A 25063-nucleotide genomic window follows, 5' to 3' on the forward strand; every position below is an offset into this window, starting at 1 on the left:
CACTGTCACGCTGGCGTGGCTGTCAGCACCCACCGCCACTCCAACGTGACAATGGGGCCAACAGGTGCACGGGGTGGACGCAGCGCGCACCACAGGGGCCAAAGCGGGCCTACTGAACGCCGCGGCTGCGCCTGCCGATGGGCACGCGCAGGACCACATCGGTACCCCCGGTCGGGACATCATGCATTCCCAGTGAGCCGTCGAGTTCGGCCGAGACGAGCGTCCGCACGATCTGCAGACCCAACCGGTCGGATTTCTCCAGGCTGAACCCGGCGGGCAACCCACGCCCGTCGTCGTGCACGACGACGTCGAGCCAACGCGCCGAACGTTCGGCCCGGATGGTCACACACCCCTGCGGCTGGCTGGTGTCGAAGGCGTGCTCGATGGCGTTCTGCACGAGCTCGGTGATCACCATGATCAGCGCGGTGGCGCGGTCGGCGTCGAGAACCCCGAGATCGCCCTCGCGGTTGATCCGGATCGGCGTGTCCACCGACGCGACGTCGTTCATGATCGGCAGGATCCGGTCCACCACCTGATCGAGGTTGACCTCCTCGTCGACCGACATCGACAGGGCATCATGCACGAGCGCGATGGACGACACCCGGCGCACCGATTCGATCAACGCCTCACGGGCTTCGACGTTGTTGGTGCGGCGGGCCTGCAGCCGCAGCAGCGCCGCAACGGTCTGCAGATTGTTCTTCACCCGGTGGTGGATCTCGCGGATCGTGGCGTCCTTGCTGAGCAGTGCCCGGTCGCGCCGCTTGACCTCGGTGACGTCGCGGATGAGCACCGCGGCACCCACGGCAGCGCCGTGCACGACCAGCGGCAGGGTGCGCAGCAGCACCGCTGCACCGCCCGCGTCGACCTCCATGCGCATGCTCGAACCGCCGGCCAGCGAGTCACGCACGTGGTTGGCCAGCTCCTGCGCCTCGAACGGGTCGGAGATCAGCGGGCGCGTGACCGTGACGAGATTGTGCCCGTCGAGTTCGGACGCCAGGCCCATGCGGTGATAGGCCGATATCGCGTTGGGGCTCGCGAACACCACGTCACCGACCTCGTCGAGCCGGATGAAGCCGTCGCCCACGCGCGGGCTGGACCGTGACATGGCCAGATCGCCGACGTTCGGGAACGTGCCCTCCGACAGCATGTGCAGCAGATCGGTCGCGCAGTCCAGGTAGGCACCCTCGAGCGGACTGGCCATGCGGCGCGCGGCCAACGCGGTCTGGTGGGTCAACACGGCCACCACGCGGCCGCCGTGGCGCACGGGCACCGCCTCCACGTTCAGGCCTGGCGCGTCGTACGAATCTCGTTGCGCGCCATCGCTTCCCCTGCCGATCGCACCGGTCTCGAAGGCTGTGGTGACCACCGGGAGGTCCTCGGCGCCGGCCAGCGTGCCCACCGAATCGGCGAGCAACACCGTCGGGGCGGTGTTGGGCCGCACCTGCGCGACGCACACCAGCGCACCGTCGTCGCGGCGCACCCACATCAGATAGTCGGCGAAGGACAGGTCGGCGAGCAGCTGCCACTCCCCGACCACCGCATGAAGGTGGTCGACGGCATTACCGGGCAAGACCGTGTGCTCGGCGAGCAGATCACCGAGAGTGGACATCAGCCACCGCGCACGTGAGGAGCAACAAAATGGCTGGGCCCCGCAGAGTTAGTCGATCACCGCGATGAGGTCGCCGGCCTGGATGACATCGCCCTCGGCGACGTTGACCTTGGTGACCGTGCCGGCCACCTCGGCGAGCACCGGGATCTCCATCTTCATGGACTCGAGCAGCACCAGGGTGTCCCCTTCGCCGATCTGATCGCCCTCATGAACCACGACCTCGAGCACACTGGCCACGATTTCAGCGCGAACGTCCTCGGCCATCTTCACCCCACTCACTCCGGCTTGCTGTCTGCCTGCCGCCCTATATCGAACCACAACCCCGTGTGGAGGGAGGTGTCGCCGGGCCATGAGACACTTGGGAGCAAGCTCTAAACGTCTGGAGGAACATCATGGCCAAGCGCGGCCGCAAGAAGCGGGACCGTAAGCATTCGAAGGCGAACCACGGCAAGCGTCCCAACGCCTGACCTGTTCGCCCGTTAGCCCCGGATAATCGTGGTGCGGCTGATCTCGATGCGCAGCCGCTCACGCAAGCTATCCGGGGCTTTTTCACCGCTGCATTTGGCCGCGATCAGCCGCTTCACCCGTTCCTCGACCCCGTAATGCCGCAGGCAGGCCGGGCATTCTTCGAGGTGGTGCTTGAGCTTGTCACGACTTTCGGGCGTGCACTCGCCGTCCAGCAGCGTCCATACCTCTGCGATCACCGCAGCGCAGTCCGGATGCTCGGGATCAACGGGCCCGATGGGCGGAGACCATCGCTCGTCCGACTCACGACCCTCGCTCATGACGACACCTCCTCGGGCTCACCAAGCTGTGGACCGCGAATGAAGCCGCGGTCCCTGGCCACATCGGACAGCAGGTCACGCAACTGCTTGCGGCCGCGGTGCAGACGAGACATCACTGTCCCGATCGGCGTATCCATGATCTCGGCGATCTCCTTGTAGGGGAACCCCTCGACGTCGGCGTAGTACACCGCCATCCGGAATTCTTCGGGCAGGGCCTGCAGCGCCGCCTTGATCTCGGTGTCGGGCAGCGCCTCCAGCGCCTCCACCTCGGCCGAGCGCAGACCGGTCGACGAGTGCTCGGCGTTCGACGCCAGCTGCCAGTCGGTGATCTCGTCGGTCGGATACTCCGAAGGCTGCCGTTGCTTCTTGCGGTAGCTGTTGATGTAGGTGTTCGTCAGGATCCGGTACAGCCACGCCTTCAGGTTGGTGCCTTCGCGGAACGACCGGAAACCGGCATAGGCCTTGACCATGGTTTCCTGCAGCAGATCCTCGGCATCGGCCGGGTTGCGCGTCATGCGCAGCGCACCGCCGTAGAGCTGATCCAGCAGCGGGATCGCATCGCGTTCAAACCGCGCGGTGAGCTCGGCATCCGTCTCGTGCGTCGCTTCCGGCGTCTCGGGTTCTACCCGGTCGACGTCAGTCATCGTGGGAAACACCTTCCCTTCTGTTGCGGCGCCACCAGACGAGCCGGAATACCACGCGGTATCCGCCGGACGTTCCAGGCACACGGTTGGCACCAAAATCCCTCCTTAAGATCCTAGAGCCTGCTACCGACAAGTAGCGCCGACTGCCATCCGGCGCCGGTGCTGACAGCAATAACAGCACGCAGGGGCCCGGGTGTTCCCGGTTACGCTGACCGCGTGGCACGCGCAGCAACCCCGGCGATCGCGGCTCTGCTGGCCGCAGGCATCGACCACGAGGTGGTGGCCTACCACCACGATCCCCGCAACGATTCCTTCGGCGCCGAGGCGGTGGCCCAGCTCGCCGCGGACGGCATCGTGGCCGAGCAGGTCTTCAAGACTCTGGTGATCGCCCTGCCCAAAGGTCTCGCGGTGGCGGTGCTGCCGGTGCCCACCAAGCTGTCGCTGAAGGCCGCGGCCGCCGCGCTGGGGGTTCCCAAGGCCGAGATGGCCGATCCGGCCGCCGCTCAGCGGTCCACGGGCTACGTGGTCGGCGGCATCTCGCCGCTGGGCCAGCGCAAACCGCTGCCCACCGTCGTCGACGCATCCGCGCTGCACTTCGACAAGGTGCTGTGCAGCGCCGGGAAGCGCGGCTGGGACGTCGCGCTCGCACCGGCCGACCTGATCCGGGCCACCAGCGCGGTCACCGCGGAAATCAGCGTTCCCGCTTAGTCTTTGACGTCGGAGGGGTGCCGCGCCAGCGGTGTCACGTGGATGTCCATGTACGGGAACAGCGGTAGGCCCGAGATGAGGTTGTGCAGTTCGTCGTTGCTCTCGACGTCGAAGATCGAGAAGTTCGAGTACTCCCCCACGATCCGCCAGATGTGCGGCCATTTCCCGGACCGCTGCAGCTGCTGCGAGTAAGCCTTCTCCCGCGCGACGAGGTGCGTGCGTGCGTCAGGGTCCATGTCGTGGGGAAGATGGACGTCCATCCGCACATGAAACAGCACGGGCGGCTCAGCTTTCCGGGTCGAGGACGAAGCCGTACTCGACGGTCTCGCCCCCACCGGGCCGCGGCACGGGCGCGAGCATCAACTCGGGTTTGACCGCGGTGGCGATGTCGTCGCCGTTGTGCGGATCACCCGGGAAGTACAGCTGCGCGGTGAGCAGTTCATGCCCGGGCGCCGAGACCTTCACGTGCAGGTGCGCCGGGCGCCACGCATGCCAGCCGGCGGCCGCGATGAGCTTGCCGCACGAGCCGTCGGTGGGAATCTGGTACGGCGCGGGCCGGATCGTGGTGATCCGGAACTTGCCGTCGGCCCCGGTCGAGATGCTGCCGCGCAGGTTCCATTCCGGGATACCGGGCGCGAACTGCGAGTAGAACCCGTCGGAATCGGCGTGCCAGAGCTCGACCTTGCCGGCCAGCGGGCGCCCGTCGGTCGACGTGATCGTGCCTTCCCACACCAGCGGGGTGCCCGCCTCGCCGTCGCGCATGGGCAGCGTTGCGTCCGCGCCGAGTTCGGGCGCGTTCGGGACGTAGTACGGCCCCTCGATGCTGCCCTTGTTGCCGTGCCGGTGTGACGTCGCGACGTCCTCCACGACGTGCTCGACCCAGACGTCGAGGAACAGCGGCCATTCGCCGTCCTGGCCGACATTGATGAGCCAGGCCTTGAGCGCGTTGTACTCGTCGTAGGTCACTTTGTGCTTGCGGATGGTGTGGTGCACCGCGTCGAGGACCTCACGCGCAAGCATGTCGACGCGCTCGGCCGGAACGTCGCGGACCGCCTCGAACGGCGACTTGTCGGTGTGAAAGCGCTCGGTGGCCGACGCGCCCGAGGCGGCGGCTGACGCCTTTTCAACGGTTGTCATGTGAATTCCTTTCTCTCTGCGGCGATTTGTGCACAGTCACCGGCGCCCAGCGCCGCTCAACGTGCACAAATCACAGGTCGGTGCGGTAGTGCGCGAGCTTGTCGGGATCGATGTCGACGCCGATGCCCGCGCCCGGCCTGCGGTGCAGCTGCCCGTCGGTGATCTGCAGCGGCATGGTCAGCAGGTCATCGCTCATGTCCAGGAAGTTGGACAGCTCACCGGCGTAGCGCGACGTGCGCTCGTAGGCGGTGCCGAACGCGATCGCGCAGGCGGTGCCGAGCTGTCCGTCGATCTGGTTGCCCATCACCATCTCCAGGCCGAGTCCTTCGGCGAGGTGGTGCACCCGGGCCGAGCCGGTGAAGCCGGTGCGCGCGGTCTTGATGTTGATCGCGGTCGCCGAACCGCCGAGCACCTCGCGCGTAACGTCGGCCAGTGTCGGCACGGATTCGTCGGCGATGAACGGGATGTCGAGCTTCTCGACCAGCCAGCGCCGCCCGAGCACGTCGTCGGCCGGGCACAGCTCCTCGGCGAACAGCAGGTCCAGATCGGCCATCTCGCGCATCGCCCGCATGGATTCCGACGCCGACCAGCCGCGGTTGCCGTCGACATAGAGTTCGACGTCCGATCCGAAACGTTCGCGTAGCGCACGGACGACCGCGGTGTCCAGCGACACCGGACGCCGCCCCACCTTGACCTTGAAGGTGCTGATACCGAAGGTGTCTCGCATCCGTTCGGCCTCGGCGACCATCTTCGCCGGATCGTCGAAGCCGAGCATGTGGCTGACCCGCATGCGGTCGGTGTAGCCACCGAGCAGCTCGCTGACCGGCAGCCCGACGGTGCGCCCGAACGCATCCCACATCGCCATGTCGACCGCGGCCTTCGCGGTCGGGTTGCCGACCGTGCGGGCGAGCCTGGTGCCCGCGACCTCACGCTCGGTCAAGGCCAGACCGACGAGCGCGGGTGCGAAGATCTGGTCGATCACCGCGACGATGCCGGTCTGCGTCTCGCCGTACGTGAAGGGCCGCGGCGGCGCCTCGGCAACCCCGACGACGCCGTCGTCGGTGTGAACGCGCACCAAGACGTGTTCGGCGGCATGCACCTCGCCGGAGGCGAATCGCAATGGCTTGACATACGGGATCGCGAATGGAATCGCTTCAACCGCAGTGATTTTCACAGCTTCTCCTCAAGCGGCTCTCGGCGCAGCGCCGATGCAAGGATCTCGACGACGGTGTCGACGACCGGGTTGTCGGTATCCCGGCGCCAGGCCAGTGCGAGCTCGATGGTCCCGCCGTCGACGAGATCGCGGAACACCACACCGTCCAGGGGCAGCGCCCGCACCGACTCGGGGACGACGGCCACACCCAGATCGGCGGCCACGAGCGCCAGAAGCACCGCGGTGCCCGGTGCGGCGTGCTCGCGGTGCGGGACGAATCCGGCGCTGCGGCAGCTGCGCAGCACCGCGTCGTTGACCGCGGAGTCACGACTGGCGTAGGCGATGAACGGTTCGGTGCGGAGGTCGGTGAGCGAGACGACGGGTTCGACGGCAAGCCGGTGGTCAACCGAGACGGCGAGCACGAGTGATTCGACGTCGATGGTCGCCATCTCGATGCCCTCACCGACGGCGGGGGGCCGCAGCACGCCGAGATCCAGTGCGCCCGTTCGCAAACCGTCGCACTGTTCGGGGGTCAACATATCCGCCTGGATCTCGAGCGCCACGGCGGGCAGTTCGCGTTTGACCATGCGGGCGATGCGCGGCAGATGGGAGAACGCGGCGGTGCCGGTCAGTCCGAGCCGCAACAGGCCGCCGCGTCCACGGGCGATGCGGCGCACCCCGCGCTCGGCATCGTCGACGCCGGCCAGTATGCGAATTGCCTCGCCCCGCAGGAACTCCCCGGCCGCGGTCAGCGAGACCTGGCGCGTGGTCCGGTTGAACAACGTCACGTCGAGCTCGGCTTCGAGCTGGCGAATCGCATACGACAGCGCGGGCTGCGCGACGTGCAGCTGTTCGGCCGCCTGGCCGAAGTGGCAGGTGTCGGCCACGGCTGCGAAGTATCGAAGATGCCTGAGCTCCACGCTGCCCTCCTTCCGGCTGTCCGAGCGATTGTGATGGTTGACACATCGACGGTAGCTCCGGGATAGATATCGAACAAGGACTTCTTTCCGCTCTATTAATCGCGGACCTTTATCAATAGGCGCCTGAGTCAGGACTAGGAGTCTGCCTAGTGTGACGCCGACCACTCGCTGCCACAGTGCTGTTATCGCGCATCGTCGCGCACACCTGGAGGACCGATATGACAGCCACCCATCTGGCCAGCGTGCTGGCCGACGCCGTGATCGACGACCCTGCCGCCGGCATCTACCGCGCCAACCGCCGCATCTTCACCGACGATGAGATCTTCGAGTTGGAGATGAAGCACATCTTCGAGGGCAACTGGATCTACCTGGCCCACGAAAGCCAGCTGCCCAACCCGGGCGACTACTTCACCACCTACATCGGACGTCAGCCCGTGGTCGTCACGCGCGACAAGGACGGGCAACTGCACTGTCTGATCAACGCCTGCGCCCACCGCGGTGCCATGATCTGCCGCCGCAAGACCGACAACCGTACGACGCTCACGTGCCCGTTTCACGGGTGGACGTTCCGCAACGACGGCACCCTGCTCAAGGTCAAGGACCCGGAGGGGGCCGGCTACCCGGACACCTTCAACGTCAACGGATCCCACAACATGACCAAAGTGGCCCGGTTCGACAACTACCGGGGATTCCTGTTCGGAAGCCTCAACGCCGATGTCCTTCCGCTGACCGAACACCTCGGCGACGCCACCACCGTGATCGACATGCTCGTCGATCAGTCGCCGGAAGGCCTTGAGGTGCTTCGTGGTTCGTCGACCTACACCTATGACGGCAACTGGAAGGTGCAGGCCGAGAACGGGGCCGACGGCTATCACGTCACCGCGACGCACTGGAATTACGCCGCCACCACGAGTCGGCGCAACACCGGTGAATCGAAGAACGACACCAAGGCACTCGACGCCGGCGGCTGGGGCAAGTCCGGCGGAGGCTACTGGTCGTTCCCGCATGGGCACCTGTGCCTGTGGACCTGGGCGGCCAATCCGCAGGACCGTCCACTGTGGGACAAGCTCGACGAACTGAAGGCGCAATTCGGCCAAGCCAAGGGCGAGTTCATGGTCAAGGGCTCACGCAACCTGTGTGTGTATCCCAATGTGTATGTGATGGATCAGTTCTCGACGCAGATCCGGCACTTCCGGCCGATCGCCCCGGACAAGACCGAGGTGACGATCTACTGCATCGCCCCCAAGGGTGAGAGCGACGAGGCCCGCGCACATCGAATTCGGCAGTACGAGGACTTCTTCAACGCCTCCGGGATGGCCACACCCGACGATCTGGAGGAGTTCCGCTCATGTCAGCTCACGTTCCGGGCCCAGGCCGCACCGTGGAACGACATGAGCCGCGGCGCCGAACACTGGCTGTCCGGTCCTGATCCGCTCGCCGAATCGCTCGGCATGACGGGCATCGTGTCGGCCGGGATCCGCAACGAGGACGAGGGCCTCTACCCCGTCCAGCACGGGTACTGGCTGCAGACCATGCGACAAGCGCTGGCGGACGAGGAAGGGGCGGAGCGATGAACACCGCACAGCAGACCGGCGCAAAACTGATCACGCAGAACGCCATCGAGCAGTTCCTCTACCGCGAGGCCCGCTACCTCGACGACCGCGAATTCGAGAAATGGCTCGAGTGCTACGCCGACGACGTCGTCTACTGGATGCCGTCATGGAGCGATGACGACCGGCTCGTCGAGGATCCGCAACGCGACATCTCCCTGATCTACTACGCCAACAAAGGCGGGCTCGAGGATCGCGTGTTCCGTATCCGCACCGAGCGGTCGTCGGCGACGTCGCTGCCCGAACCGCGCACGAGCCACAACATCAGCAATGTCGAGGTGATCGAACGCCGCGGCGACCTCGTGGATGTCCGGTTCAACTGGCACACCATGTATTTCCGGTACAAGACGGTGGACCCGTATTACGGGACGTCGTTCTACACTATCGACTTCTCCGGTGAGCAGCCGCTGATCCGGCGCAAGACGGTGGTGCTCAAGAACGACTACATCCACCACGTGGTGGACGTTTACCACTTCTAGGGACAGCCATGACTGCCGTAACCGAACCCCAGAACTATTCCGTGGCACTGTCCTTCGAGGACGGCGTGACCCGCTTCATCACATGCCGCGAAGACCAGACGGTGGCCGACGCCTCCTACCGCCAGCGCATCAACATCCCGCTGGACTGCCGCGACGGCGCCTGCGGAACCTGCAAGGCGCACTGCGAATCCGGCAGCTACGACGGCGGCATCTACATCGACGACGCGTTGCCTGCCGACGAGGCCGAGGCCGGCTATGTGTTGCCGTGCAGCATGAAGCCGCGTTCGGATCTCGTGCTGCAGATCGCCGGCACGTCCGACGTCGCCAAGACCCAGGCCGCCACGTACACCGGCACGCTCGTCGAACTCACCCGTCTGTCACCGACCATCGTCCGGTTCGCGGTCGAGATCCCGAATCGATCCGAGTTGGCGTTCTTGCCCGGGCAGTACGTCAACGTGGCCGTCCCGGGAACCGACGTGCACCGGTCGTACTCGTTCGCCAATGCGCCGCATGAGCCCCGGCTGACCTTCCTGGTGAAGCTGACCGAGGGCGGCGCGATGTCGGATTACCTGAGCCGCCGCGCGGCCGTCGGTGACACCCTCACGTTCACCGGGCCCAACGGCTCGTTCTTCCTGCGCGAGGCGAAACGTCCGGTGCTGATGCTGGCCGGCGGCACCGGCCTGGCGCCGATCCTGTCCATGTTGCGCAAGATGGCGGCCGACGGCAGCCGCCGCAAGGCACACCTGATCTACGGCGCCAAGACCGACGACGATGTCGTGGCACTCGACGAACTGCGCGAGATCGCCTCGCAAGTACCGGGTTTCACCTGGGATCACTGTGTGTCCGATCCGCAGACCCGGGCTGCCAACCAGGGCCGGGTGATGACGCTGATCGAGCCGGCCCAGCTCTATGACGGCGACGTGGCGATCTATCTGTGCGGGCCACCCGCCATGGTCGAGTCGGTCCGCAAGCACGTCACCGCAACCGGCATCGAGCCGACGGGCTTCTACTACGAGAAGTTCGCGCTCGCCCACGGCGGCTCCCCCGCCGACCACGCCCAGGACACCACGACGGCCACCGGTGGCGGAGAAACGCTGTTGCCTGCCCCCGATGTCCGTGCGGTCGCGGGCCAGGAAATGCTGGCCCGCAACGCCACTGCCGCCATCACCCCATGGCCGCGCCCGGTGACCGTCGGTGACACCGGCGACACCGCCCGTCGCATCGCTGGCCAACTGATGGCCCCGGTCACCGACGGTGTCATCCATCCACTCGACGACGACAGCGGGACGCTCATCGCTTCCGCGTCCCGTTCGGTGGGTGGCCAACCGGTTTTCGCGCCGCCGCGCGCACTGATCACCGCGCACGCAGGCCGGTCCAAGCAGACGATGCGGCGCGCGATGGCCGACAGCGAACAGGCCCGTGCCGCGCGCAGGCCGAAGTTCATCACCCCCGGCCGATTCGCGGGCAAGGTCGTCGTGGTCACCGGTGCGGCACAGGGTATCGGTGAGCACACCGCGCGGCGCATCAGCGCCGAAGACGGCATCCTGGTCCTCGCCGACCGCTCCGAACTGGTCGAAGAACTGGCCGACGAGCTGGCCGCCGCCGGGCCCCGCACGTTGGCGGTGACCGCAGACCTGGAGCACGACGATGGCGCAGACACCTTGGTGCGGCAGGCCATCACGGAGTTCGGCCGCATCGACGTGCTGATCAACAACGTCGGCGGAGCCATCAATTTCAAGCCCTTCACGACGTTCACCGCAGAACAGATCCGAGCCGAGATCACCCGATCGCTGATGACAACGCTGTACGCCTGCCGAGCCGTGCTGCCCTCGATGGTCGAGCGAGGCACCGGCGTGATCGTGAACGTGTCCTCGGCGGCCACGCGCGGTGTTCATCGCATCCCGTATTCGGCGGCCAAGGGCGGCATCAACGCGCTCACCGCGTCGCTGGCCATGGAGTATGCCGATGCCGGCATCCGCGTCGTCGCGACCGCCCCGGGTGGCACCGAGGCTCCGCCCCGGCGCATATCCCGCGGCACCCCGCAGGCCACGACCGACACCGAACGAGCGTGGTTCCAAGCCCATATCGACCAGACGCTGGAATCCTCGCTCATGCATCGCTACGGCACATTGGCCGAGCAAGCCGCGGCGATCTGCTTCCTGGCCTCCGATGAGGCGTCCTACATCACCGGGTCGGTGTTGCCGGTGGCGGGCGGCGATCAGGGCTGATCGGCCACCTGCACGTCGCCTGGCCGGACCGTCACCTGAAACCGCTTGAGTCCCCAGCCATCCGAGACGGCGAAGAACACCCTCTTGGGCCTGCCGAGCATGGTCGTCGTCAACACCGTCCCGCGGGACCCTGCGGGTACGACCGGGACATCAATCCCTTCGATCTGGCGGCGCGCAGTCACGGCGTCGCCTTTGCGGCAGCGCACAATCCCCCAACCCTTCTATCGGATCTCCACCCAACCAATGTGGGTACTCCGGAAGGTCCACACACGCAATCGAATTTCTTCGGCCTGACGGCCCGGACGTGCGCCGTACGATGTGGATGTGGTCGGTTCGACAGGATGCATCGGCCGGGAGCGCGAACTGGCTGAACTGTCAGACCTGCTCGCCGAGGCCGAGCACGGCGCGGTCGTGGTCGCAGTGACCGGCGAACCCGGCATCGGCAAGACCGCCGTGCTGAGGGAACTCGCGGCACAACGGTCCGGCCGGTGGGCACAGGCCACCGCATGGGAGTCCGATCTGCCCGCCGGCGTGCTCGCCCAACTGCTCCAGGACGAGATGCCCGCCGGCGTGCTCGCCCAACTGCTCCAGGACGAGATGCCCGCGGATCCGCTCGACGCCGCGGCGCACCTGGTCGACCATTTGACCGGTCGCGGCACGCTACTGCTGGTGATCGACGATGCCCACAATGCTGATCCTGTTTCATTGCAGGCTATTTCGACCCTGGTGCGACATCAGAGTGAGATCCCCGTGCTGATCGCACTCGGCATGGAGACCCTCGACGACGTGTCCGCCGACATCGCCGCGCACCAGATCCGGTTGGCCGGGCTGCTTCCGAACGCGATCGGTGAGATCGCCCGCAGGCATGGTGTCACACTGCATCCCGCGATGGTCGACGCACTGACCCGCCATACTCGGGGCAACCCGCGGCACGCGCTGGCCCTGCTCGACGAGGCGCCTGCGGCGGTGTGGTCCCGCCCGGACGCGACCCTGCCTGCGCCTTCGCACGTCCTGGCTTCCGTCGAGGCCGCGCTGTTGCACTGCGGAACCGATGGCCGCGCCCTGGTGGAGGCCTTCGCCGTATTGGGTGCTGGCGCATCCCTCGCCGAGGCCGCCGCGCTGGCGGGCGCCGATGACCCACTGGTCGGCCTCGACGCCGGCGTGTCGGCCGGATTACTGGTGCAGACAACGCAGTTCGAGCCCAGCCTACCCGATCCACTCTGCCGGACCGCGGTGCTGCAGCTCATGGGGGTACGCGCCGTTGCCGAATCGCATCGCCGTGCTGCCGAGATCGTCACCGACCAGGCGCGGCAGCTTCGGCACCGGGTCGCCGCCGCACCCCTGCCGGACGAAACGCTCGCCGACGAGGTCAACGCACTGGCCCACACGCGCGGCAACGAGGGAGCGTGGGCGCAAGCCGCGATCTTGTTTCGCGACTCGAGTCGGCTGACACCGGATCCATTGCTGCGCGACGAACGCCTCACGCGCTCGGTCGACGCGCTCGTGGCCGCGGGCGACTGTTCGGCTGCCGCATCCCTCGTGCCTTCGGTCGAGGTTCTCCGCGAAACTCCCTTGCGCAACGCCGTTCTGGCGTATCTCGCAATACTGCGGGGTCGCGCGACCGAAGCCGAGGTCCGGCTGCGCCGAGCCTGGGACATCGTCAACAGCAAGCGCGATCCGGAGATCGCCGCGCTCATCGCGCGGCGCTACGTGCTGCACTCCCTCATCCGCTGCCGCGGCGACGAACTGGTCGGCTGGGCTGATACCGCATTGCGCCTGGCCGATCGAGACTCCCCGACCGGGATCGAGTCCGCCGCGATCCGCGGACTCGGACTGGCCGCCGCAGGACGTCCGGATGAAGCAACCGCGTCCTACGACGCACTGGCGGGCCGGCTTCGGCACGGTGCGCAGGCGCAGCGCATCACGATGGGCCGGGGCTGGCTGCAACTCATTCGCGACGACGTCGACGCGGCCCGCAGTAACTTGGAAAGCGCGGTGGCCACGGCAGGTTTGGGCGGATCTACGCGAATCACATTGTGGGCGAAGGGTTGGCTGGCCCGCGTGCAATTCGTCAGCGGGGACTGGGATGCCGCCCTGGCCACCGTCGAATCCGGTCTCGACCTGGCCGATTCCAGCGGCATCGTGATCGTCACACCGCTCCTGGAATGGACTGCCGCACAGATACATGCGTTACGCGGCGATTGGGCCGCAGCGGAATCCGCGGTACGCGCGGCCGACGTGGTCACCCAGGACTACGAGATGATGCGGATACCCACCATTCTCGCGCGGGCGCAGGTCGCGGAGGCCGAGGCGGACTACGCGAAGGTACTACGCGTCGTGGAGCCACTCGCCGCGATGGCGTCGGGCACCTCACTCGCCGAACCCGGCTACTGGCCGTGGCCCGACCTGATGGCCAACGCTCTGGTCATCGACGGGAAATTGGAGGCCGCAGACGTATTCCTGCGCCCGCACGAAGAGCAGGCCGAGGAACGTGGGCATCGCTCGGCCATGGCACGTCTCGGATACGCGCGCGGCAGGCTCCTGGGTGCCCAGGGAGACCTCGCGGCGGCACGCGTGAAGTTCGAGGAGTCCCTGGCCCTGATCGACGGCCTGCCACTGCGCTATGACCGGGCACGCATCAACTTCGCCTACGGTCAGACCCTGCGCCGGGCCGGGAAGCGCCGTGAGGCCGACGCCGTCATCAGCACTGCTCGCGACCTGTATTTGTCGCTCGGCGCGCACGCCGTCGTCGCCCGCTGCGAGCGCGAACTCAAGGCCGGCGGCCTGCACCAACTGCGCGGCTCGCGCGACAGCGTCGAACTGACCCCGCAGGAAGACGCGGTGACCTCACTCGTGGCGCAGGGCTTGTCGAACCGTGAAGTAGCTGCCGAACTGTTCGTCTCCCCCAAGACGGTGCAGTACCACCTGACCCGGGTGTACGCAAAGTTGGGCGTTCGGTCCCGTGCAGAGTTAGCTGCACTTCGCAGATCACCCGACGGTGCGTAATGTGGGCACGATGATGGGGAGGTTTCTGGGGTCCGGTGCGGTCGCGTCGCTGGTCGCAGGTGTGGTGGTCGCGGCGCTCGGCACACCGACCGCGACCCCGCAGATCGAGCTCGCCGACAACACGATCGCAATCGATCCCGGTGACGGGTCCCTCGCGAACGGTCAGACCCTGACCCCGTTCGACGTGCAGAATCCGGCCATCAACCGGCTCGACCCGCGGCTTCTGACCGCCATCCAGAACGCTGCCACCGCCGCGGCTGCGGAGGGCATCACGATGACCGTCACCTCGGGGTGGCGGTCCGCGGAGTTCCAGCAGAGCCTGCTCGACGACGCGGTGCAGACGTACGGCAGCCTGGCCGCCGCGCGCGAGTACGTACAGACTCCGGCGGCATCCCGGCACGTCACCGGCGAGGCCGTCGACATCGGCGGCGCGGGCGCCGATCAATGGCTGATCGCCAACGGCTCCCGGTTCGGGCTGTGCCAGATCTACGCCAACGAACTGTGGCACTTCGAACTGGTCGCCGACCCGGGGGGCCACTGTCCGCCACTGCTGCCCAACGCGGCGGGCTGATCTACTCGCTGACGGACCCTAGACGCCCGCGGGAACGCGGCCGCCGATGACCGTCGCGCCGGTCTTGGCCACCACGTCGTCGTAGTCAACGCCGGGCGCGAGCTCGACGACGCGGAAGCCGTCACCCGTGACATCGAAGACGCCGAGGTCGGTGATCACCCGGCTCACCACGGCCTTGCCGGTGAGCGGCAGGTTGCATGACGAAACAAGTTTGGCAGCACCGGATTTGGCGACGTGATCCATCAGCACGATGACGCGGCCGGCTCCGCTGACGAGATCCATCGCGCCACCCATGCCCTTGACCATCGATCCGGGCACCATCCAGTTGGCCAGGTCACCGTTGGCCGCGACCTGCATACCGCCCAGCACCGCGACGTCGACGTGCCCGCCGCGGATCATCGCGAAACTTGTTGCCGAGTCGAAGAAAGACGCACCGGCAACCACGGACACGGTCTGCTTGCCCGCGTTGATGAGATCCGGGTCGACCTCGTCGTCATACGGAAACGGCCCGACGCCGAGGATGCCGTTCTCGGCGTGCAGTGTGACGTCCGAGCCCTCCGGCAGGTAGTCCGGAATGAGGGTGGGCAACCCGATGCCGAGGTTCACGTAGTCGCCATCGTGCAGTTCGGCCGCGGCGCGTGCTGCCATCTGTTCGCGGGTCCAGCTCATCGTGCTGCCTCCTCGGAGCCCGGGCGGGCCCGGGTCGTGCGTTTCTCGATGTCCTTGTGCGCGGCCTGTTCCGGCGTCAGCGCGACGATCCGCTTGACGAAGATGCCAGGCAGGTGGATCTCGTCGGGATGCAGCTCGCCGACCTCGACGACCTGCTCGGCCTCGACCACGGTGACCCGCCCCGACATCGCGGCCGGCGGGTTGAAGTTCCGTGCGGCGGCGTGGAATTTGCAGTTGCCGGCCTTGTCGACGACGGCGGCCCGCACGAGCGCGTAGTCGGTGACGATGGATTCCTCGAGCACCATTTCCTTGCCGCCGAAGGTGCGAACCTCCTTGGCGGGCGAGGCCAGCGCGACGGTGCCGTCCGGGTGATAGCGCCACGGCAGGCCGCCCTCGGCGACGAGCGTGCCCACGCCCGTCGGCGTGAAGAACGCGCCGATCCCGCTGCCGCCGGCCCGCATCCGCTCCGCGAGGGTGCCCTGCGGGGTGAGTTCGACGGTGAGTTCGCCTGCGAGGTACTGACGCGCGAACTCTTTGTTCTCGCCGACGTAGGAGGCGATGACCCGGCTGATGCGGCCCGCCTCCAGCAGCAGGCCGAGCCCGGCGCCGTCGACGCCACAGTTGTTGGAGACAATCGTCAGATCGTCCGCGCCCTGTTCCAACAGTGCCTCGATCAAAAACCACGGGATACCGGCCAGGCCGAATCCGCCGACGGCGAGGCTGGCGCCGCTGGGGACGTCGGCGACGGCGACGGCCGCCGATTCGACCACCTTGTTGAGGGTCATGATCGCTCCAAGAAATCAATGAGGGCGGGCGTGATGATGCCGGGTTGCTCGGCGTTGGCGAGGTGGGCCGCATGCGCCACCTCGACCAGGCGGCCGTTGCGCACGGTGTCGGCGATCTCGGCCAGTTTCGCGGGCGGGGTTGCCGGGTCGTCGGTTCCGGCGATCGCCAACGTCGGTGCCGTGATGTTCGGCAGGTCGGCACGAAGGTCGAGTGCCGCGATGGCCTCGCAGCAGCCCGCGTAGCCTTCGGCCGGCGTCGCGGCGACCATGGCTTCGTGCTCAGTTTTGAGGTCGGGCCGCTCGGCGAGGAATTGGGGCGTGAACCACCGCGCCACGACGGCTTCGGCGACAGCCTTGGTGCCGTCGGCCCGCACGGTGGCGGCTCGGTCGGTCCACGCCGAGGCAGGCGGCAATTGCGCTCCCGTGCACAGCACGGCCAACCGGTCGACGCGTTCGGGGTTGCGCGCGGCGAGCCGCATGGCGGTCATGCCGCCCAGCGACAGCCCGACCACGTGCGCGCGTTCCACGTCGAGGGCGTCCATCAGCGTGACGACGTCATCGGCGAGGTCGTCGATCGAGTAGGGGCCGTCGGGCACCGGCGACTGGCCGTGCCCACGCGCGTCGTAACGCACCACGCGAAACCGTTCCTCGAACGCGGCCAACTGGGCATCCCACATGCGGTGGGTCGAGCCGAGCGAGTTGGAGAACACGACGACCGGCGCATCGGGCCGCCCGCTGACGATGTGGTGGACGCTCATCGCACCGCCTCGAAAATTGCCGCGAGGCCCTGTCCCCCACCGATACACATGGTTTCGAGCACGTAGCGGGCGTCTCGGCGGACGGCTTCGTGGGCCGCGGTCGCCAGGATGCGCGCGCCGGTGGCGCCGATCGGATGGCCCAGCGAGATCCCAGAACCGTTGGGATTCACCCGGTCGTCGAGCGGGTCGACCTTCCACCGGTCCAGGACCGCGAGCACCTGAGCGGCGAACGCCTCGTTGAGCTCGATGAGGTCGATCTCGTCGAGCACCAGGCCGGCCCGGTCCAGCGCCGCGGCCGTCGCGTCGACGGGCCCGATGCCCATCGTTTCCGGTGCACATCCGGTGACCGCCCACGACTTGACCATCAGAAGCGGTGTGAGACCGTGCTTTTCGGCTTCGGCACGGGTGGTGACGACGCACATCGCGGCGCCGTCGTTCTGGCCAGAGGCGTTGCCGGCCGTCACCGTGGCCTCGGCGTCGACCTTGCCGCGGATCGGGCGCAACGACGCCAGCTGCTCGATGCTGATGTCGGCGCGGGGATGCTCGTCGCGGTCGACGACGATGTCAGGCTTGCGTTTACCCGGCACGGTCACCGGCACGAGTTCATCGGCGAACCGGCCGGCCTCGTGCGCGGCGACCGCGCGCTGATGCGAGCGCAGCGCCAGTGCGTCTTGCTCCTCGCGCGAGATGGCGTATTCGCGGCGCAGGTTCTCAGCGGTCTCGATCATTCCGCCTGAAATGGGATGGCTTGCGCCACCGGCGGTTTCGCGCGCCCGATCCAGTCGGTCCTGTAGGGCGATGCCGCCCTGCCGCACACCGGTGCGCAGCCCGAGCGCGTAGTGCTCGACGTTCGACATCGATTCGGCGCCGCCGGCGACCACGGTGCGGGCCGCACCAGTCGCGACCTGTCCGGCCGCGTAGAGCACCGCCTGCAATCCCGACCCGCAGCGGCGGTCGATCTGCAGGCCCGGCACGCCGGTGCCGAGGCCGGCATCGAGTGCGGCGATCCGGCCGATCGCGGGGGCCTCACCACTGGCGTATCCATTGCCGAGCACGACGTCGTCGATGTCGTTCTCACCCAAGCCGGTGCGGGTGACGAGTTCACGCAGGGTGATCGTGGCCAGATCCGTCGCCGTCAGGGCTGCCAGCGCGCCGCCCATCCGGCCGACCGGGGTTCGGATCGGGCTGCATATCACCACTTGGGACGCGGATGAAGCCGAAGTCACGCCTTCGACGTTAGGCAACCGGACACATATTTTGAAATACTCAGATCTGCCCCATTGATATGCACGGAGTCCTAATAGTGGAACTGCGTCACCTGCGCTACTTCCGGGCCGTCGGCGAGGAACTGCACTTCGGCCGCGCGGCGGAACGCCTGCACATCGCCCAGCCGCCATTGTCCCAGCAGATCCGACAGCTCGAACGTGAGCTCGGTGTCGAGCTGCTGATCCGCACCACCCGCACGGTCGAGCTGACCCCGGCCGGCCGCGCTTACCTGCAGCGCACTGTCGAGATTCTCGACGCCGTCGAGGAGGCGGCCGGCCAGGCCCGGCGGATCGCCGCGGGTATCGAGGGACGGGTGGCGATTGGATGCGTCGGTTCGGCCACGTATTCACTGCTTCCGCAGCTGGTCCGGGCGCTCGGCGAATCGTTGCCCGGTGTCGAGGTCAGTGTGCGTGGCGAGATGCTGGCGCCCGCCCAGCTCGAGGCCCTCGTCTCGGGCGGCATCGATCTCGCGCTGCTGCGTCCGCCGGTGATGCACGACGGCGTCGTGACCGAGACAGTGCGCCGCGACCGGTTGCTGGCCGCGCTGCCCGCCGACCATCGCCTGGCCGGCCGCGCCGAGGTGACCGTCGACGATCTGCGCGACGAGGATTTCGTCGTTCACGCCGGCCATGGCCGCTCGGTCATGAGCAACCTGGTCGCGGCGATATGCGCCGATGCCGGGTACGTGCCGCGGATCCGTCAGGAGGTCTCCGAAACCTCGACCCTCGTGACGCTCGTCGCGGCCGGGATCGGCGTCGCGATCGTCCCCGCCCCCACGGCCGCGCTCGACATCGCCGGGGTGCGTTACGTGCCGTTGGCGCCTGCGTCGTTGGGCGTCGACCTGGTCGCCGCCCGGACTCAGGATTCGGCCGTCATCGCCAATGTGTTGGGAGTGTTGCGCGAGCTCACGGAATAGGGTGACCTCATGACACTGTCCGGAAAGACCATGTTCATCTCCGGTGCCAGCCGCGGTATCGGTCTCGAGATCGCCAAGCGGGCGGCCGCCGACGGCGCCAATATCGCGCTGGTCGCCAAGACCGCCGAACCGCACCCCAAACTCGAGGGGACGATCTACACCGCCGCCAAGGAGATCGAGGAGGCCGGCGGGCAGGCCCTGCCGATCGTGGGTGACGTGCGTGACGGCGATTCGGTCGCCGGTGCGGTGGCCAAGGCCGTCGAGCACTTCGGCGGCATCGACATCTGCGTCAACAACGCGTCGGCGATCAACCTCGGCTCGATCGAAGAGGTGCCGCTCAAGCGGTTCGACCTGATGAACGGTATCCAGATCCGCGGTACGTACGCCGTGTCGCAGGCCTGTATCCCGCACATGAAAGGCCGGGAGAATCCGCACATTCTGACGCTGTCGCCGCCGATCCGGCTGGAATCGGAGTGGCTCAAGCCGACCGCGTACATGATGGCGAAATTCGGGATGACGTTGTGCGCGTTGGGCATTGCCGAAGAGATGCGTGAGGCGGGTATCGCGTCGAATACGTTGTGGCCGCGCACCCTGGTGGCCACCGCGGCCGTGCAGAACCTGCTCGGCGGCGACGAGGCGATGGCACGGGCCCGCAAGCCCGCGGTGTACGCCGACGCCGCATACGCGATCTTCAACAAACCGGCTCGTGAGTACACGGGTCACAGCCTGCTGTGTGAGGACGTGCTGCTCGACAACGGCGTCACCGATCTGTCGGTCTACGACTGTGTGCCGGGCTCGGACCTCGGTGTGGATCTGTGGGTGGACACCCCCAACCCGCCGGGCTACGTGCAGCCCTAGCACCGCCGACTGAATGGTGTTGGCCGCCAACGGAACTGAGGACAGCCTTTCGCGAGCGGTCGGCTGGCGTGGAAAATTCAGTCGCTCGCTGCGCGTGCCGTCGGTATGGTCGGCGATGTCACGACGATGGTGAAAGGACCACGATGACATCCGGCCATACCCCGGCCCCCGATCTGCCCCTCAGCGCCAGAGTCACTGCCCCTGCGACGGTTGACATTCCGGCCGTCGGCGACGACCTGACGTGGCGCGCGGCGACGAAGGACGACATCGTGGCCATCTGGGCGCTCCTGGGCGCCGCGGGCACGGTCGACCACCCGCGGTATCTGGTCACGAAGGAAGAAATCACCGAGGAATTCACGCGATCCGACTTCGATCCCGCAGCCGACACGATCATCGCGTTCGACTCATCCGGACAGGCTGTCGCGTACGGGACCTCGACCCTGAACTCGAGTCAGGAATCACTCGTGCAGGTAGCCCTCGACGGCGCGGTACACCCCGACCGTCGTGGCGAGGGCATCGGAACCGCGCTCCTGCGCTGGCAGGAACAGCGTGGCTTGCAGCACCTCGCCGGCTCGGACAAGTGCCTGCCCGGATGGCTGGGGTCGGGGGCGAACGAGATCGCCACGGCGAAAGTGCGCTTGCTGCACCGCAACGGCTACGAGTCGGTCAGATGGTGGCACGAGTTGGAACGCAATCTTGCCGAGCCGATTCCCGATGTCGCCCTGGATAACTCGGTGCGTATCGTCAACTACGGTCCCGAGTGGTCGGAGCCGACCCGCCACGCGCACAACGACGCGTTCCGCGACCACTGGGGCAGCCAGCCCATCACCGAAGAGGACTGGCAGATCGGCGACCGGCTCAGCACCACGCGGCCCGACCTGTCCTTCCTGGCGGTCGCCACCGACGTCGATGGCAACGACCAGGTGGTCGCCTACGTGCTGAGCGAGGTGAACAAGGAAGAATGGGCGCTCGTCGGCCACTCGTTCGGATACATCAACTCGGTGGGTGTCGCGCGGGAATGGCGCGGCCGCAAGCTCGCCCAGGCGCTCCTCACCCACACCATGCGTGCCTACCGGGCTGACGGACTCGACCGTGCGGTCCTCGATGTCGACTTCGAGAGTCCCACAGGCGCTTTGGCGTTGTACGAGAAGCTGGGTTTCACCACGGTGGACCGTTCGGTGAGTCTGGTCAAACAACTCTGACGCGCATCCAAATCGCCTAGTGCCAGACGATTTTGGAGGTTAACCCCCGCGACGGACCCGTCGCGCTCAGATAGCGTTCTGGCGTGAGCAGCGCAGCCGGTCTCTCAGACAACCAGATAGCAGAAGAATCCACGCCGCCCGTCCCGGCCTGGACGCCATTGCAGAAGCTCGCCTTTCGACTGTTGTTCACGATCGGCGGAGGCATCGTCGTTCTCTCCGTCTACGGCAATCTCGGCCTCGGCGTGTTGTGGAAGCCGCTGTTGGACGCGCTCGCACACCTGGGCGAGCGCGTCGCCGGCGGTTCGGGCGCAACCCTGACCCTTTCGGGCTCCGGTGATTCGCTGGCCACCTGGTACTTCCACCTGGGCTGGATCCTTATGGCCCTTGCGATCACCGCCGTCTGGACCGCGCTCGACAAGCAACGGCCGAACTACCGCAGCCTTGCGGCGCTGTTGCTGGTCGTCGCGCGATTCGCGCTCGCGGTGTCCATGTTGCTGTACGGGCTGGCCAAAGTCATCCCGGCCCAGATGGGCTACATGGCGTTGCCCGCCTACCAGATTCAGCTCGTCGGCGACGTCAGCCTGATGAACACCCTGTGGGGGTTCATGGGCGCCTCCGCTCCATACTCCATCGCGGCGGGTCTGGTCGAATTCGTGTCCGGAGTATTGCTCCTGTGGCGTCGCACATGGTTGATGGGTGCGTTGCTCGCCATCGTCGCGATGGGCCAGGTTTTCCTGCTGAACCTGTTCTACGACGTGCCGGTCAAACAGATTTCCGGACAGCTCCTGCTCATCGCCATCGGCATCACCGCACCGTACTGGCGCAGCCTGGCGGCGATGCTGTTGCAGCGTGGACCCGTCGAACCCGTGACGCTGTGGGCACCGCTCGGCTCGGGCACACGGTGGGTGCGCCGCACCGGCACGGTGACGAAGTGGGTGCTCGCGGGCGCTTTCATCGCGCTCACCACGACCTTCAGCATCGTGGCGCTCCACTACATGCACGAGCGCAAATCGGAGATCGACGGGGTCTGGCGGACAACGTCATTCACCATCGACGGGCGGCAGGCGACACTGCAGGACACCGCACCGGAGCCCTGGATCAACGTCGCGATCACGTACCGGGCCAGCGATTTCAGGAGCATCGTCACCCAGAACGCCGCCGGCTACGTCACGTCACACGAGTTCGAAATCGACGACGACCGCATCGAACTCAAGCATCCCGGGCGAGCCGAGCCGATCGTCCTCTACTACCGCCAGGACGCGCCGGATCGGCTCGTGCTCACCGGCATGCTCGACGGCAAGCGGATCGAAGGGCAATTCGAACGCCGATTCCTCCAGAAGTCCAACTCGCATTTCCGCTTCGTCCAACCCGACGTCGAGCCCGGTTTCGCCGGCCGGTTGCCGTAGAACGCGCGTGGCCACATACCACGTGCCACTGACACCTTCGGCGCACGGACCGTCTGAAGCCCGCCTTTATCCCCAGTTTCGTTTTCGTCCACAGATTCGGCCTGGCAGGTCGAATACGCACGGCGTTTCGCACGTGTGTTCGATACGTTGGGGTCATGGCTCAGTTCACCACCGCAGAGGCAGCACTTGAGCACCTTCGTGCGCTGGCCGACCACGTGGACGCCGCCTACGCCGAGATGGCAAGCCTGTCCTCGGATGGGGTGGGCAATGAGTTTCGCGTCGAGATGGCCGAGCGACTGGAGACTCAAGAGCGCACGAACCGAGGCCTGATGTACCGGATCTTCGGCGAGATCGCCGATCCGCCGGACGAAGCCGGGATGGGACCGGCGGTTGCCGACAGCCTGTGGGCGCGGCTGCGCATTCCGCCGAAAGAGATCAAGCGCCGCATGAAGGCTGCCGCCCGGCTTCGTCCGCGCCGCCGGCTGACCGGCCCGCCGGCCCCGCCCGAACTCCCACTGGTGGCAGCAGCATTGGAGGAGGGCGCCATCGGTGAAGATCATCTACGCGCCATCTGCCGGGCCGTCGACACCCTGCCGTCCGGTGTGTCCGATGACGACCGCGCCGAAGTCGAACGCAGCCTCGTGCGCGAAGCCCGAAAGAACGACGCCGAGATCGTCAAAACCGCGGGGCGGCGCATCGATGAGATCTTCAACCCCGACGGCCATTACAACGAAGAAGACCGGGCGCGCCGCCGCGGCCTGCACCTCGGCCCGCAAGGCCCCGACGGCATGTCGCGACTGGACGGCTGGATCGACCCCGAAGCCCGCAGCTTTGTGGAAGCGTCCACCGCCGCGGTTCGCCCCGGCCGCCATCTGCCCGACGGCACGCTTGCCAAGGTCGAGGACGACCGCACCCGAGATCAGCGCTGCCACGACGGCATCAAGCTCGGCCTCAAACTGGGCATCGCGTCCGGCGGCATGGGCTCACACCGCGGCCATCCGGTCACCGTGATCGCCCGCACCACACTGGCCGAACTCAATCAGGCCGCGCATGCCGTCCATGACCCCGGCATTCCGATGCCGACTCCCGCCCGCACCGGCGGCGATACCGCACTGCCGATGCGGGATCTGATCCGCATGGCCGCTGATGCCATCCACTATCTGGCGATCTTCGACGACCACTCCGAGCGTCCCCTCTACCTCGCCCGCCAGGCCCGCATCGCCACCGCCGACCAACGCATCATCTGCTATGCCCGGGACGGCGGATGCACCCGGCCGAACTGCTCAGAACCCGGCTATCACTCCGAGGTCCACCACAGTCCGGATTGGGATCCGGCCGGCGCCACCGATGCCAACAAACTGTTCTTCGCATGCGGGCCCGACCATGCCCGCGTCACCCGCGGCGAACTCATCACCGAAGTCATGCCCAACGGTCGCCTCGGCTGGACCGACGGCACGACTGCACTCCAGACCAACCACGTCCACCACCCCGACGAACTCCTGCACGACCCCGCCCCGCCCGGCGAGGGCGACGATGGCGCGAAAGCCGATAGGCATACTCGATCTGTGACTGAAGCCAAACCCACCAACTGGGCCGGCGGGCGTTATGAAGCCGTCGCCGAACGTATCGCAGCCATCGCGGGTGAAGTCGTCGCCGCCGTCGACAGCCGTCGTCCGATCCACGGCGCCACGGTGCTCGACCTTGCGTGCGGTACCGGCAGCGCCGCGTTGGCAGCCGCGGCCGCCGGTGCCGGCGTGACGGGCGTCGACCTCACGCCCGAGTTGATCGAGATCGCCTCCAACCGGCCGGGCGGCGCCGAAGTCAACTGGGTGGTGGCCGACGCCGCCAGTACCGGACTGCCGGATTCCGGCTTCGACGCGGTGACGTCGAACATGGGCATCATCTTCGTCGAACCGAAGAGTCTGGTGGCCGAGGTCGCGCGGCTGTTGCGGCCCGGCGGCGTGTTCGGGTTCTCCTCATGGATCCGCGACGGGGCGGGCAGCCCGTTCTACAACCCGATCGTCCAGACGCTCGGGCAGCCGCCGGCGTCCGGCCACTCCCCCGACGACTGGGGCGATCCGGACATCGTGGCGACACGGCTGGCCGCCGACTTCGACGACCTCGCGATCGAAAAGCGGTTGCACACTTGGCAATTCGGATCGGTGTCGAGCGCGATGCATTTCATCGGCCAGGAGTCGCCCATGCACGTCGATCTGCTGGGGCGGCTCGACGAGCCGCAGCGTGGTCAGCTGCTGACGGCATTCGAGACCGCGCTGACCGAATGCGCTGACGACGCGGGGCAGGTGTCGTTCACCAGTCCCTACCTGGTTGCGACCGCACGCCGCCGGTGAGC

At 67.1% G+C, this 25063-nt stretch carries 25 protein-coding genes and 1 pseudogene; 13 read left to right on the forward strand and 13 right to left on the reverse strand.

Annotation, left to right across the window (positions count from 1 at the left end; genetic code table 11):
• Positions 1–109: 109 nt before the first annotated feature.
• Both ACOI2T_RS26355 and ACOI2T_RS26360 read right to left on the reverse strand, forming a co-directional pair.
• Positions 110–1609 carry a two-component system sensor histidine kinase PdtaS gene (locus ACOI2T_RS26355; RefSeq protein ID WP_409506306.1) on the reverse strand — a complete coding sequence of 500 codons (1500 nt, stop codon included), beginning with the start codon at positions 1607–1609 and terminating at the stop codon, positions 110–112.
• 48 nt (positions 1610–1657) lie between these two features.
• Complete coding sequence (locus ACOI2T_RS26360; RefSeq protein WP_029373615.1) at positions 1658–1873, reverse strand: biotin/lipoyl-binding carrier protein; 216 nt, start codon at positions 1871–1873, stop codon at positions 1658–1660.
• Between the two features lie 128 nt (positions 1874–2001).
• On the opposite strand from ACOI2T_RS26360, the gene ACOI2T_RS26365 reads away from it, so the two are divergent.
• Positions 2002–2076: a 50S ribosomal protein bL37 gene (locus tag ACOI2T_RS26365; protein WP_011728008.1), complete on the forward strand. Its 75-nt coding sequence runs from the start codon at positions 2002–2004 to the stop codon at positions 2074–2076.
• Between the two features lie 12 nt (positions 2077–2088).
• Here ACOI2T_RS26365 and rsrA read toward each other — a convergent pair whose 3' ends face one another.
• Positions 2089–2394, reverse strand: coding sequence for a mycothiol system anti-sigma-R factor (gene rsrA, locus ACOI2T_RS26370; protein WP_085147218.1), 306 nt, complete (start codon positions 2392–2394; stop codon positions 2089–2091).
• Complete coding sequence (gene sigH, locus ACOI2T_RS26375; RefSeq protein ID WP_067854725.1) at positions 2391–3038, reverse strand: sigma-70 family RNA polymerase sigma factor SigH; 648 nt, start codon at positions 3036–3038, stop codon at positions 2391–2393. Before sigH ends, rsrA begins: the two co-directional genes overlap by 4 nt.
• Before the next feature lie 216 nt (positions 3039–3254).
• On the opposite strand from sigH, the gene ybaK reads away from it, so the two are divergent.
• Entirely contained in the window at positions 3255–3746 is a 492-nt protein-coding gene (gene ybaK / locus ACOI2T_RS26380) for a Cys-tRNA(Pro) deacylase (protein ID WP_085147214.1), read from the forward strand.
• On the opposite strand, the gene catC is transcribed toward ybaK, so the two are convergent.
• The 4 genes from catC to ACOI2T_RS26400 all read right to left on the reverse strand — a co-directional run bounded on the left by catC (position 3743) and on the right by ACOI2T_RS26400 (position 6956).
• The gene (gene catC, locus ACOI2T_RS26385; RefSeq protein ID WP_085147212.1) at positions 3743–4024 is read right to left on the reverse strand and encodes a muconolactone Delta-isomerase; all 282 of its coding nucleotides are present in this window, start codon (positions 4022–4024) and stop codon (positions 3743–3745) included. The two genes, ybaK and catC, sit on opposite strands and share 4 nt — an antisense overlap.
• Before the next feature lie 7 nt (positions 4025–4031).
• Positions 4032–4883 carry a catechol 1,2-dioxygenase gene (gene catA / locus ACOI2T_RS26390; RefSeq protein WP_409506307.1) on the reverse strand — a complete coding sequence of 284 codons (852 nt, stop codon included), beginning with the start codon at positions 4881–4883 and terminating at the stop codon, positions 4032–4034.
• Between the two features lie 70 nt (positions 4884–4953).
• Positions 4954–6057: a mandelate racemase/muconate lactonizing enzyme family protein gene (locus ACOI2T_RS26395; protein WP_409506308.1), complete on the reverse strand. Its 1104-nt coding sequence runs from the start codon at positions 6055–6057 to the stop codon at positions 4954–4956.
• Positions 6054–6956 carry a LysR family transcriptional regulator gene (locus ACOI2T_RS26400; RefSeq protein ID WP_067854727.1) on the reverse strand — a complete coding sequence of 301 codons (903 nt, stop codon included), beginning with the start codon at positions 6954–6956 and terminating at the stop codon, positions 6054–6056. Before ACOI2T_RS26400 ends, ACOI2T_RS26395 begins: the two co-directional genes overlap by 4 nt.
• Positions 6957–7174: 218 nt before the next feature.
• On the opposite strand from ACOI2T_RS26400, the gene benA reads away from it, so the two are divergent.
• The 3 genes from benA to benC are packed head-to-tail and all read left to right on the forward strand — an operon-like array spanning position 7175 to position 11273.
• On the forward strand, positions 7175–8530 hold the full coding sequence (benA, locus tag ACOI2T_RS26405; RefSeq protein WP_409506309.1) for a benzoate 1,2-dioxygenase large subunit: 1356 nt from the start codon (positions 7175–7177) through the stop codon (positions 8528–8530).
• Positions 8527–9045: a benzoate 1,2-dioxygenase small subunit gene (gene benB / locus ACOI2T_RS26410; protein ID WP_085147204.1), complete on the forward strand. Its 519-nt coding sequence runs from the start codon at positions 8527–8529 to the stop codon at positions 9043–9045. Before benA ends, benB begins: the two co-directional genes overlap by 4 nt.
• A gap of 8 nt (positions 9046–9053) precedes the next feature.
• Complete coding sequence (gene benC, locus ACOI2T_RS26415) at positions 9054–11273, forward strand: benzoate 1,2-dioxygenase electron transfer component BenC (RefSeq protein WP_409506310.1); 2220 nt, start codon at positions 9054–9056, stop codon at positions 11271–11273.
• On the opposite strand, the gene ACOI2T_RS26420 is transcribed toward benC, so the two are convergent.
• A complete protein-coding gene (locus ACOI2T_RS26420) occupies positions 11264–11455 on the reverse strand; it encodes a hypothetical protein (RefSeq protein WP_131807582.1) in 192 nt (63 codons plus the stop codon). The two genes, benC and ACOI2T_RS26420, sit on opposite strands and share 10 nt — an antisense overlap.
• A 142-nt stretch (positions 11456–11597) precedes the next feature.
• Between ACOI2T_RS26420 and ACOI2T_RS26425 the strand changes: the two genes are divergently transcribed.
• Together ACOI2T_RS26425 and ACOI2T_RS26430 are read left to right on the forward strand one after the other, a co-directional pair.
• On the forward strand, positions 11598–14279 hold the full coding sequence (locus ACOI2T_RS26425; protein ID WP_409506311.1) for a helix-turn-helix transcriptional regulator: 2682 nt from the start codon (positions 11598–11600) through the stop codon (positions 14277–14279).
• A 10-nt stretch (positions 14280–14289) separates the two neighbouring features.
• Positions 14290–14850 (forward strand): M15 family metallopeptidase, encoded by a 561-nt coding sequence (locus ACOI2T_RS26430; RefSeq protein ID WP_409506312.1) that lies wholly within the window; start codon positions 14290–14292, stop codon positions 14848–14850.
• An 18-nt stretch (positions 14851–14868) separates the two neighbouring features.
• Here the strand turns inward: ACOI2T_RS26430 and ACOI2T_RS26435 are convergent, their stop codons facing one another.
• From ACOI2T_RS26435 to ACOI2T_RS26450, 4 genes are read right to left on the reverse strand one after another with little or no spacing between them, the layout of a single operon-like run.
• Positions 14869–15519: a CoA transferase subunit B gene (locus ACOI2T_RS26435; protein ID WP_409506313.1), complete on the reverse strand. Its 651-nt coding sequence runs from the start codon at positions 15517–15519 to the stop codon at positions 14869–14871.
• The gene (locus ACOI2T_RS26440; RefSeq protein WP_085147194.1) at positions 15516–16304 is read right to left on the reverse strand and encodes a CoA transferase subunit A; all 789 of its coding nucleotides are present in this window, start codon (positions 16302–16304) and stop codon (positions 15516–15518) included. The genes ACOI2T_RS26435 and ACOI2T_RS26440 overlap by 4 nt, the downstream gene beginning before the upstream one ends.
• Entirely contained in the window at positions 16301–17062 is a 762-nt protein-coding gene (gene pcaD / locus ACOI2T_RS26445) for a 3-oxoadipate enol-lactonase (RefSeq protein ID WP_409506314.1), read from the reverse strand. The genes ACOI2T_RS26440 and pcaD overlap by 4 nt, the downstream gene beginning before the upstream one ends.
• Positions 17059–18222 carry an acetyl-CoA C-acetyltransferase gene (locus tag ACOI2T_RS26450; RefSeq protein WP_421877409.1) on the reverse strand — a complete coding sequence of 388 codons (1164 nt, stop codon included), beginning with the start codon at positions 18220–18222 and terminating at the stop codon, positions 17059–17061. Before ACOI2T_RS26450 ends, pcaD begins: the two co-directional genes overlap by 4 nt.
• Positions 18223–18365: 143 nt before the next feature.
• On the opposite strand from ACOI2T_RS26450, the gene ACOI2T_RS26455 reads away from it, so the two are divergent.
• From ACOI2T_RS26455 to ACOI2T_RS26480, 6 genes and pseudogenes are all read left to right on the forward strand, one after another.
• The gene (locus ACOI2T_RS26455) at positions 18366–19244 is read left to right on the forward strand and encodes a LysR substrate-binding domain-containing protein (RefSeq protein WP_085147188.1); all 879 of its coding nucleotides are present in this window, start codon (positions 18366–18368) and stop codon (positions 19242–19244) included.
• 9 nt (positions 19245–19253) lie between these two features.
• Positions 19254–20102 carry an SDR family oxidoreductase gene (locus tag ACOI2T_RS26460; RefSeq protein WP_085147186.1) on the forward strand — a complete coding sequence of 283 codons (849 nt, stop codon included), beginning with the start codon at positions 19254–19256 and terminating at the stop codon, positions 20100–20102.
• Positions 20103–20245: 143 nt separating this feature from the next.
• The gene (locus ACOI2T_RS26465; protein WP_409506316.1) at positions 20246–21304 is read left to right on the forward strand and encodes a GNAT family N-acetyltransferase; all 1059 of its coding nucleotides are present in this window, start codon (positions 20246–20248) and stop codon (positions 21302–21304) included.
• An 83-nt stretch (positions 21305–21387) separates the two neighbouring features.
• Entirely contained in the window at positions 21388–22710 is a 1323-nt protein-coding gene (locus ACOI2T_RS26470; RefSeq protein ID WP_409506317.1) for a DUF2339 domain-containing protein, read from the forward strand.
• Positions 22711–22865: 155 nt separating this feature from the next.
• A pseudogene (locus tag ACOI2T_RS26475) lies at positions 22866–24230 on the forward strand (13E12 repeat family protein); the annotation flags it as partial.
• Positions 24231–24401: 171 nt separating this feature from the next.
• Positions 24402–25061 (forward strand): class I SAM-dependent methyltransferase, encoded by a 660-nt coding sequence (locus tag ACOI2T_RS26480; protein ID WP_421877413.1) that lies wholly within the window; start codon positions 24402–24404, stop codon positions 25059–25061.
• The last annotated feature ends 2 nt before the right edge of the window (positions 25062–25063 follow it).

The sequence above is a fragment of the Mycolicibacterium wolinskyi str. Jessa 2025 genome, from assembly GCF_049241375.1.
Lineage (GTDB): Bacteria > Actinomycetota > Actinomycetes > Mycobacteriales > Mycobacteriaceae > Mycobacterium > Mycobacterium wolinskyi.

Excerpts from the sequence above, each read along its gene's own strand:
- ACOI2T_RS26435 (WP_409506313.1), bottom strand. The coding sequence starts at position 15,519 with ATGAGCTGGACCCGCGAACAGATGGCAGCACGCGCCGCGGCCGAACTG.
- benA (WP_409506309.1), top strand. The coding sequence starts at position 7,175 with ATGACAGCCACCCATCTGGCCAGCGTGCTGGCCGACGCCGTGATCGAC.
- benB (WP_085147204.1), top strand. The coding sequence starts at position 8,527 with ATGAACACCGCACAGCAGACCGGCGCAAAACTGATCACGCAGAACGCC.
- rsrA (WP_085147218.1), bottom strand. The coding sequence starts at position 2,394 with ATGAGCGAGGGTCGTGAGTCGGACGAGCGATGGTCTCCGCCCATCGGG.
- ACOI2T_RS26465 (WP_409506316.1), top strand. The coding sequence starts at position 20,246 with ATGACATCCGGCCATACCCCGGCCCCCGATCTGCCCCTCAGCGCCAGA.
- ACOI2T_RS26360 (WP_029373615.1), bottom strand. The coding sequence starts at position 1,873 with ATGGCCGAGGACGTTCGCGCTGAAATCGTGGCCAGTGTGCTCGAGGTC.
- ACOI2T_RS26450 (WP_421877409.1), bottom strand. The coding sequence starts at position 18,222 with ATGGGCGGCGCGCTGGCAGCCCTGACGGCGACGGATCTGGCCACGATC.
- benC (WP_409506310.1), top strand. The coding sequence starts at position 9,054 with ATGACTGCCGTAACCGAACCCCAGAACTATTCCGTGGCACTGTCCTTC.
- ACOI2T_RS26440 (WP_085147194.1), bottom strand. The coding sequence starts at position 16,304 with ATGACCCTCAACAAGGTGGTCGAATCGGCGGCCGTCGCCGTCGCCGAC.
- ACOI2T_RS26355 (WP_409506306.1), bottom strand. The coding sequence starts at position 1,609 with ATGTCCACTCTCGGTGATCTGCTCGCCGAGCACACGGTCTTGCCCGGT.
- sigH (WP_067854725.1), bottom strand. The coding sequence starts at position 3,038 with ATGACTGACGTCGACCGGGTAGAACCCGAGACGCCGGAAGCGACGCAC.
- catA (WP_409506307.1), bottom strand. The coding sequence starts at position 4,883 with ATGACAACCGTTGAAAAGGCGTCAGCCGCCGCCTCGGGCGCGTCGGCC.
- pcaD (WP_409506314.1), bottom strand. The coding sequence starts at position 17,062 with ATGAGCGTCCACCACATCGTCAGCGGGCGGCCCGATGCGCCGGTCGTC.
- ACOI2T_RS26460 (WP_085147186.1), top strand. The coding sequence starts at position 19,254 with ATGACACTGTCCGGAAAGACCATGTTCATCTCCGGTGCCAGCCGCGGT.
- ACOI2T_RS26430 (WP_409506312.1), top strand. The coding sequence starts at position 14,290 with ATGATGGGGAGGTTTCTGGGGTCCGGTGCGGTCGCGTCGCTGGTCGCA.